Origin of the sequence: Methylobacterium sp. 13MFTsu3.1M2, assembly GCF_900112625.1 — a bacterium.
In the GTDB taxonomy this organism is placed as follows: Bacteria; Pseudomonadota; Alphaproteobacteria; order Rhizobiales; family Beijerinckiaceae; genus Methylobacterium.
The window spans coordinates 225,934-232,180 of record NZ_FOMM01000010.1 but is presented as its reverse complement, the minus strand read 5'-3'; the positions used below and the strand labels follow the sequence as shown (position 1 = coordinate 232,180).

Here is a 6,247-nt window from a genome sequence, read left to right as displayed (position 1 = left end):
TGAAGGCGGCCGACACGCTGGCCGAGCAGGGCGTGGCGGTGACGGTGGCGGACGCGCGGTTCGCCAAGCCGCTGGACGAGGCGCTGATCCTGGATCTGGCGCGCGAGCACGAGGTTCTGATCACGATCGAGGAGGGCTCGCGGGGCGGGTTCGGCGCGATGGTGCTGCACCTGCTGGCGGAGCGGGGCGCTCTGGACGCGGGCGGGGTGCGGGTGCGGACGATGACGCTGCCGGACGCCTACCAGGACCACGACAGCCCGGAGAAGATGTACGCCGAGGCGGGCCTCGACGCCACGACCATCGTCAAGACCGCCCTCGACACCCTGCCCGAGCGGAAGGACAGCCGGTCGCGCCTGCGGCTCGCCTGACCGGGCGGGCCGGCCGCCGGAGCCCGCCCCCGAACCCCGACCGTCTTGCCGGCGCGCGCGATCCTCCGCATATCGCCGGAACGGGGTGAGGGCGCGCGGCGCCTTCCGACCCCCCGGTGAGCCTGTCGCGCCGCGCCGACACGGGGACGAACGAGCGGATGACCTCCGAAAAACTGCGCCTGGGCGTCAACATCGATCACGTCGCGACCGTCCGCAACGCCCGCGGCGGCGACTATCCGGACCCGGTGCGGGCGGCCCTGCTCGCCGTCGAGGCGGGCGCCGACGGGATCACCGCGCATCTCCGCGAGGACCGGCGCCACATCCGCGACACCGACATCGCGGCGCTCAAGCGCGGCCTGTCCGTGCCGCTCAACTTCGAGATGGCCGCCACCGACGAGATGGTGGCGATCGCGCTCGACACCCGCCCGCACGCCGCCTGCCTCGTCCCGGAGAAGCGCGAGGAGCGCACCACCGAGGGCGGCCTCGACATCGTCGGCGGCCGCGCGCACCTCGCGCCGCGCATCCGCGCCCTCGCGGAGGCCGGCATCCGCGTCTCGCTCTTCGTCGAGCCCGAGCCCGCCGTCATGGACGCCGCCCGCGCCCTCGGGGCGCCCGTCGTCGAGCTGCACACCGGCAGCTACTGCGAGGCGGCTCTGGAGGACGACGACGCCCGGACCGCGCACGAGCTCGCCCGCATCCGGCGCGCGGCGGAGCACGGGGCCGGCCTCGGCCTCGAGATCCACGCGGGCCACGGGCTCACCCTCGGCAGCGTCGGGCCGGTGGCGGCGCTGCCGCAGATCCGGGAGCTGAATATCGGCCATTCCCTGATCGCCGACGCGATCTTCGTGGGGCTCGACCGGGCGGTGCGCGACATGCGGGCCGCCATGGACCGGGCGCGGCACCCATGATCGTCGGGATCGGCTCGGATCTCTGCGACATCCGCCGGATCGCCCGGACCCTGGAGCGGCACGGCGAGCGCTTCACCCACCGGGTCTTCACCGACGGGGAGCGGGCCCGCTGCGACCGCCGGGCCGCCCGCGCCGAGGGCTACGCCCGCCGCTTCGCCGCCAAGGAGGCCTGCGCCAAAGCGCTCGGCACCGGCCTCAGCGCCGGCGTGTTCTGGCGCGACATGGAGGTGGTGAACCTGCCCTCCGGGCAGCCGACCCTGCGGCTCGCGGGCGGCGCGGCCGAGCGGCTCGCGGAACTCCTGCCGGCGGGGCACGCGGCGCGGCTCCACGTGAGCCTCACGGACGATCCGCCGATGGCGCAAGCCTTCGTGATCATCGAGGCCTTGCCGGTCGCTGTCGCCGGTTGAGGCCGCCGTCGCGGATTAGCCAGCGGCGGTCGCGCGTTGCGGGGGGCTCGCGCATGGTCTAGACCGCCGGACACGGCGGACACGATTGCGGCGCATTCCTCGGGACAACCGCACATCAGGCCGCGCGCGGCGGGGCCGCGCCCCGCGGATCGCGGGCGTCGCACCTCAATCGAAGACGGAACGCGCGCGTGGATTACGACGGCAAGCCGCTCAGGAAACCTGCCGACACCGGCACCTGGGCCAGCATCCGCGAGACGCTGAAGGTCGGCATCCAGGCGCTGCTGATCGCCCTCGTGGTGCGGACCCTGCTGTTCCAGCCGTTCAACATCCCGTCCGGCTCGCTGGTGCCGACCCTGCTGATCGGCGACTACCTTTTCGTGTCAAAATATTCTTACGGCTATTCCAAGTACTCGCTGCCGCTCTCGGAGTACATTCCGATCCAGGCCGACGGCCGGATCTGGGGCGCGGACCCGAAGCGCGGCGACATCGCGGTGTTCAAGCTGCCCAAGGACAACTCGACCGACTACATCAAGCGCGTGATCGGCCTGCCGGGCGACAAGATCCAGATGATCGACGGCGTGCTGAACATCAACGGCAAGGCGGTCAAGCGCGAGCGGATCGCCGACTACGAGACCACCGATCCCTACGGCCAGCCGACCAAGGTGCCCCAGTACCTGGAGACCCTGCCCAACGGCGTGGTCCACCGGGTGATCGAGCGCGACGGCGACAACGGCTTCTGGGACAAGACCGAGCTGTACACGGTCCCGCCCGGTCACTTTTTCATGATGGGCGACAACCGCGACAACTCCACCGATTCGCGCGATCTCGCCAATGTCGGCTACGTGCCGTTCGCCAACCTGGTCGGGCGCGCCGAGATGATCTTCTTCTCGATCGACGAGGGTACGCCGGCCTGGCAGGTCTGGAACTGGCCGGCCCACGTGCGCTGGTCGCGCCTGTTCACGACGATCCATTGACCGGCCCGGACTTGGACGACGCCGCGCAGCCCCGGGCCAACGCCCGATCCCGGCGGGCCCACAAGCCGCGCCCGCCGCTGACCGCGCTCGAGGAGCGGATCGGCCACAGCTTCGGCGATCAGGACCTGCTCACCCGCGCGCTGACCCACACCAGCAAGGCGAGCGGCCGGGGCGGCAGCTACCAGCGCCTGGAATTCCTCGGCGACCGCGTGCTCGGGCTCGCGGTCGCCGACCGCCTCTACGGCGCCTTCCCGGAGGCCGACGAGGGCGACCTCTCCCGGCGCCTGGCCGCCCTGGTCCGGCGCGAGACCTGCGCGGCCGTGGCCGCCTCCTGGGAGGTCGGCCCGCACCTGATCCTCGGCCAGGGCGAGGTCATGGGCGGCGGCCGGCGCAACCAGACGATCCTGGCCGACGTCTGCGAGGCGATCCTGGGTGCGATCTACCTCGATGCCGGGTTCGACGCCGCCCGGGCGGTGGTCGAGGCGCATTTCCATCCCGGCGAGCCGACCGCGGCGGCGCGGGGCCGCGACGCCAAATCCGCCCTGCAGGAATGGGCCATGGGTCGCAGCCTGCCGATCCCCACCTATGAGGTGGTGGAGCGCACCGGTCCCGACCACGCGCCCCGGTTCCGCATCGCCGTGCAGGTCGAGGGCCTGGAGCCCGGTCTCGGCGACGGCACGTCGAAGCGGATCGCCGAGCAGGCCGCCGCGCGGGCGCTGATGGAGCGGGAGGGAATCGGGGCCTCCGCGGACGCGGAACCGACGGAGACAGCATGAGCGCGCACGAGCAGGACGATCACGACGCGCAGGACGGACCCGGCATCGCGCCGGCCCGGGACCCCGCGCGCGACCCGTCCACCCTTCCCGGCACGCCCGCCGACGCCCGGGCCGGCTTCGTCGCGCTGATCGGCGTGCCGAATGCCGGCAAGTCGACCCTGCTCAACAACCTCGTCGGCACCAAGGTCTCGATCGTCTCCCGCAAGGTGCAGACGACCCGGGCCCTGGTGCGGGGCATCCTCATCGAGGGCTCGGCCCAGGTCGTGCTGGTCGACACCCCCGGCATCTTCGCGCCCAAGCGCCGCCTCGACCGCGCGATGGTCCACTCGGCCTGGAGCGGCGCGGCCGACGCCGACGCCGTCTGCCTGCTGGTCGACGCGCGCAAGGGTGTCGACGCGGAAGTCGAGGCGGTGCTCGGCCGGCTCGGCGAGGTGAGGCGCGAGAAGCTGCTGATCCTCAACAAGATCGACCTGATCCCGCGCGAGCGGCTGCTCGATCTCGCCGCCAAGCTCAACGCCGCCGCGCCCTTCGCCGAGACCTTCATGATCTCGGCGCTCAACGGCGACGGCGTCGCCGACCTGCGCCGGGCGCTGGCCGCCCGCATGCCGGCGGGCCCGTGGCTGTATCCGGAGGATCAGGTCTCGGACGCGCCCCTGCGCATGCTCGCCGCCGAGATCACCCGGGAGAAGATCTACGACCGGCTGCACGAGGAGCTGCCCTACCGCTCCACGGTGGAGACCGACCAGTGGCAGATCCGGCCCGACGGCTCGGTGCGGATCGAGCAGACGATCTTCGTCGAGCGGGAGAGCCAGCGCTCGATCGTGCTCGGCAAGGGCGGCCAGACCATCCGGTCGATCGGGCAGGCGGCCCGGATCGAGATCGCCGAGGCGGCCGACGCCAAGGTCCACCTGTTCCTGCACGTGAAGGTGCGGGAGAACTGGGCGGACGACCCGGCCCGCTACCGCGAGATGGGCTTGGAATTTCCGCGGGGCTGACGCGCCGGGCCGCGCGGGAGGCTGGGCTTCGCGGCCGGTTCCGGTATAAACGCGGTGTTCCCCCGGATGAATCGAGTCGGGCGCGGGTTTACCCCGCTCCGCCGCGGATTCGCGTTCCGGTTTCGGCACTCCAAATCCCGAATCGTCTATGCGCCACGCCGTCTACGGCCTGCCGCCGGTGGACCTCGCCGAGGTCCCGGGCGACGCCGTCCAGCTCTCCCCGTTGATCCCCGGCGCCGCGCGGCTCGAGGATCTGTCCGAGAACAGTCTCGACTCGGCTACCGTGCTGGCGCCGCCCGGGACGGTCGAGCGGCGCTACGTGCTGGCCCAGGTGCTGCGCGCCCTCGGGCCGGGCGGCCGCATGGTCGCCCTGGCGCCCAAGGATCGCGGCGGCACACGCCTCGCCAAGGAGCTGACGACCTTCGGCTGCGCGGCCGCGGACCAGCCGCGCCGGCACCACCGGATCTGCACGGCGGAGCGGCCGACGGCGCCGGCCGGCCTCGCCGAGGCGATCGACGAGGGCGGCCCGCGCCACGTCGACAACCTCGCCCTGTGCACGCAGCCCGGCATCTTCTCGTGGGACCGGCTCGATCCGGGCACGGCGCTGCTGCTCGCGAACCTCCCGGCCCTCAAGGGTCGCGGCGCCGATTTCGGCTGCGGGCTCGGGATCCTCTCGCGGGCCGTCCTGGGCTCCGAGGCCGTGACCGCCCTGACCCTGCTGGAGATCGACCGGCGCGCCGTCGAGATGGCCCGCCGCAACGTCGCCGACCCGCGGGCGACGATCCTCTGGGCGGATATCCGGGCCTCCGGCGCCGTGCCGGATCACCTCGATTTCGTCGTCACGAACCCGCCGTTCCACGAGGGCGGCAGCGAGGACCAGGCGCTCGGCCGGGCCTTCATCGCGCGGGCCGCCGAGGCCCTGCGCCCCGGGGGGGCGCTGTGGCTCGTGGCCAACGCGCACCTGCCCTACGAGGCGAGCCTGCGCGAGGCGTTCCGGCACGTCGCGGTGGCCGTCCAGGCGAACGGCTACCGGGTCTACGAGGCCCGCCGGTGAGCGCGCCGCTTCCATGAGCGCGGCGCGATCCGTCCGCCTGGACAAGCTCCTCGCCAATCTCGGCTACGGCTCGCGCCGCGAGATCCAGGCGCTCGCCCGCGCCGGCGCGATCCGCCTCGACGGCGCGGAGCTCGCGGAGGCCGGCGACCGGATCGCCCTCGCGCCGGACCTGCCGGAGCGCCTCACGATCGACGGCGAGGCCCTGGACCCGCTCCCCGGCCTGTGCCTGATGCTGCACAAGCCGCTGGGCGTCACCTGCTCGCACAAGGAGGCGGGTCCGCTGGTCTACGGGCTGCTCCCCGAGCGCTGGCGCCGCCGCGACCCGCCGCTCTCCACGGTCGGGCGCCTCGACAAGGAGACGTCGGGCCTGCTGCTGCTGACCGACGACGGGGCGCTCCTGCACCGGATCATCAGCCCGAAGGCCCAGGTGGCGAAGCGCTACCGCGTGACCCTCGACCGGCCGCTGACCGGCCGCGAGGCGGAGGTGTTCGCCGCGGGGACGCTCGTGCTGGAGGGCGAGGAGCGCCCGCTCCTGCCGGTGCGGCTCGACGTCGAGGATGCCACGCGCTGCGCGGTGACGCTGACGGAGGGCCGCTACCACCAGGTCCGCCGGATGTTCGCCGCCGTCGGCAACCACGTCGCGGCGCTGCACCGGGACCGGGTCGGCGGTCTCGCTCTGCCGGCGGACCTGCCGGCGGGGGCGTACCGGGTGATGACGGCCGACGACGTGGCGGCGGTGTTCGCGGGCGGGTGATCCGGGCTGCG

General features: G+C 73.2%; 8 protein-coding genes. All 8 read left to right on the top strand.

Features of this window, described 5'->3' with window-relative positions; translation table 11 throughout:
- The coding region (locus BM314_RS11710; protein ID WP_280142548.1) for a transketolase C-terminal domain-containing protein at positions 1 to 368 on the top strand (368 nt) is incomplete at its 5' end.
- Positions 369 to 526: 158 nt separating this feature from the next.
- Positions 527 to 1,276 carry a pyridoxine 5'-phosphate synthase gene (locus tag BM314_RS11705; protein ID WP_091978236.1) on the top strand — a complete coding sequence of 250 codons (750 nt, stop codon included), beginning with the start codon at positions 527 to 529 and terminating at the stop codon, positions 1,274 to 1,276.
- A complete protein-coding gene (acpS, locus tag BM314_RS11700; RefSeq protein WP_091978223.1) occupies positions 1,273 to 1,683 on the top strand; it encodes a holo-ACP synthase in 411 nt (136 codons plus the stop codon). Before BM314_RS11705 ends, acpS begins: the two co-directional genes overlap by 4 nt.
- Positions 1,684 to 1,871: 188 nt before the next feature.
- The gene (gene lepB, locus BM314_RS11695) at positions 1,872 to 2,657 is read left to right on the top strand and encodes a signal peptidase I (protein WP_020092968.1); all 786 of its coding nucleotides are present in this window, start codon (positions 1,872 to 1,874) and stop codon (positions 2,655 to 2,657) included.
- Positions 2,654 to 3,433 carry a ribonuclease III gene (gene rnc / locus BM314_RS11690; protein ID WP_081636475.1) on the top strand — a complete coding sequence of 260 codons (780 nt, stop codon included), beginning with the start codon at positions 2,654 to 2,656 and terminating at the stop codon, positions 3,431 to 3,433. The genes lepB and rnc overlap by 4 nt, the downstream gene beginning before the upstream one ends.
- Positions 3,430 to 4,428, top strand: coding sequence for a GTPase Era (era, locus tag BM314_RS11685; RefSeq protein WP_091978222.1), 999 nt, complete (start codon positions 3,430 to 3,432; stop codon positions 4,426 to 4,428). The genes rnc and era overlap by 4 nt, the downstream gene beginning before the upstream one ends.
- 148 nt (positions 4,429 to 4,576) lie before the next feature.
- Complete coding sequence (locus BM314_RS11680; RefSeq protein WP_091680439.1) at positions 4,577 to 5,482, top strand: class I SAM-dependent methyltransferase; 906 nt, start codon at positions 4,577 to 4,579, stop codon at positions 5,480 to 5,482.
- A 13-nt stretch (positions 5,483 to 5,495) separates the two neighbouring features.
- Positions 5,496 to 6,236 (top strand): pseudouridine synthase, encoded by a 741-nt coding sequence (locus BM314_RS11675; protein WP_020092972.1) that lies wholly within the window; start codon positions 5,496 to 5,498, stop codon positions 6,234 to 6,236.
- Positions 6,237 to 6,247 lie beyond the last annotated feature (11 nt).

Excerpts from the sequence above, each read along its gene's own strand:
- BM314_RS11705 (WP_091978236.1), top strand. The coding sequence starts at position 527 with ATGACCTCCGAAAAACTGCGCCTGGGCGTCAACATCGATCACGTCGCG.
- acpS (WP_091978223.1), top strand. The coding sequence starts at position 1,273 with ATGATCGTCGGGATCGGCTCGGATCTCTGCGACATCCGCCGGATCGCC.
- era (WP_091978222.1), top strand. The coding sequence starts at position 3,430 with ATGAGCGCGCACGAGCAGGACGATCACGACGCGCAGGACGGACCCGGC.
- BM314_RS11680 (WP_091680439.1), top strand. The coding sequence starts at position 4,577 with ATGCGCCACGCCGTCTACGGCCTGCCGCCGGTGGACCTCGCCGAGGTC.
- BM314_RS11675 (WP_020092972.1), top strand. The coding sequence starts at position 5,496 with ATGAGCGCGGCGCGATCCGTCCGCCTGGACAAGCTCCTCGCCAATCTC.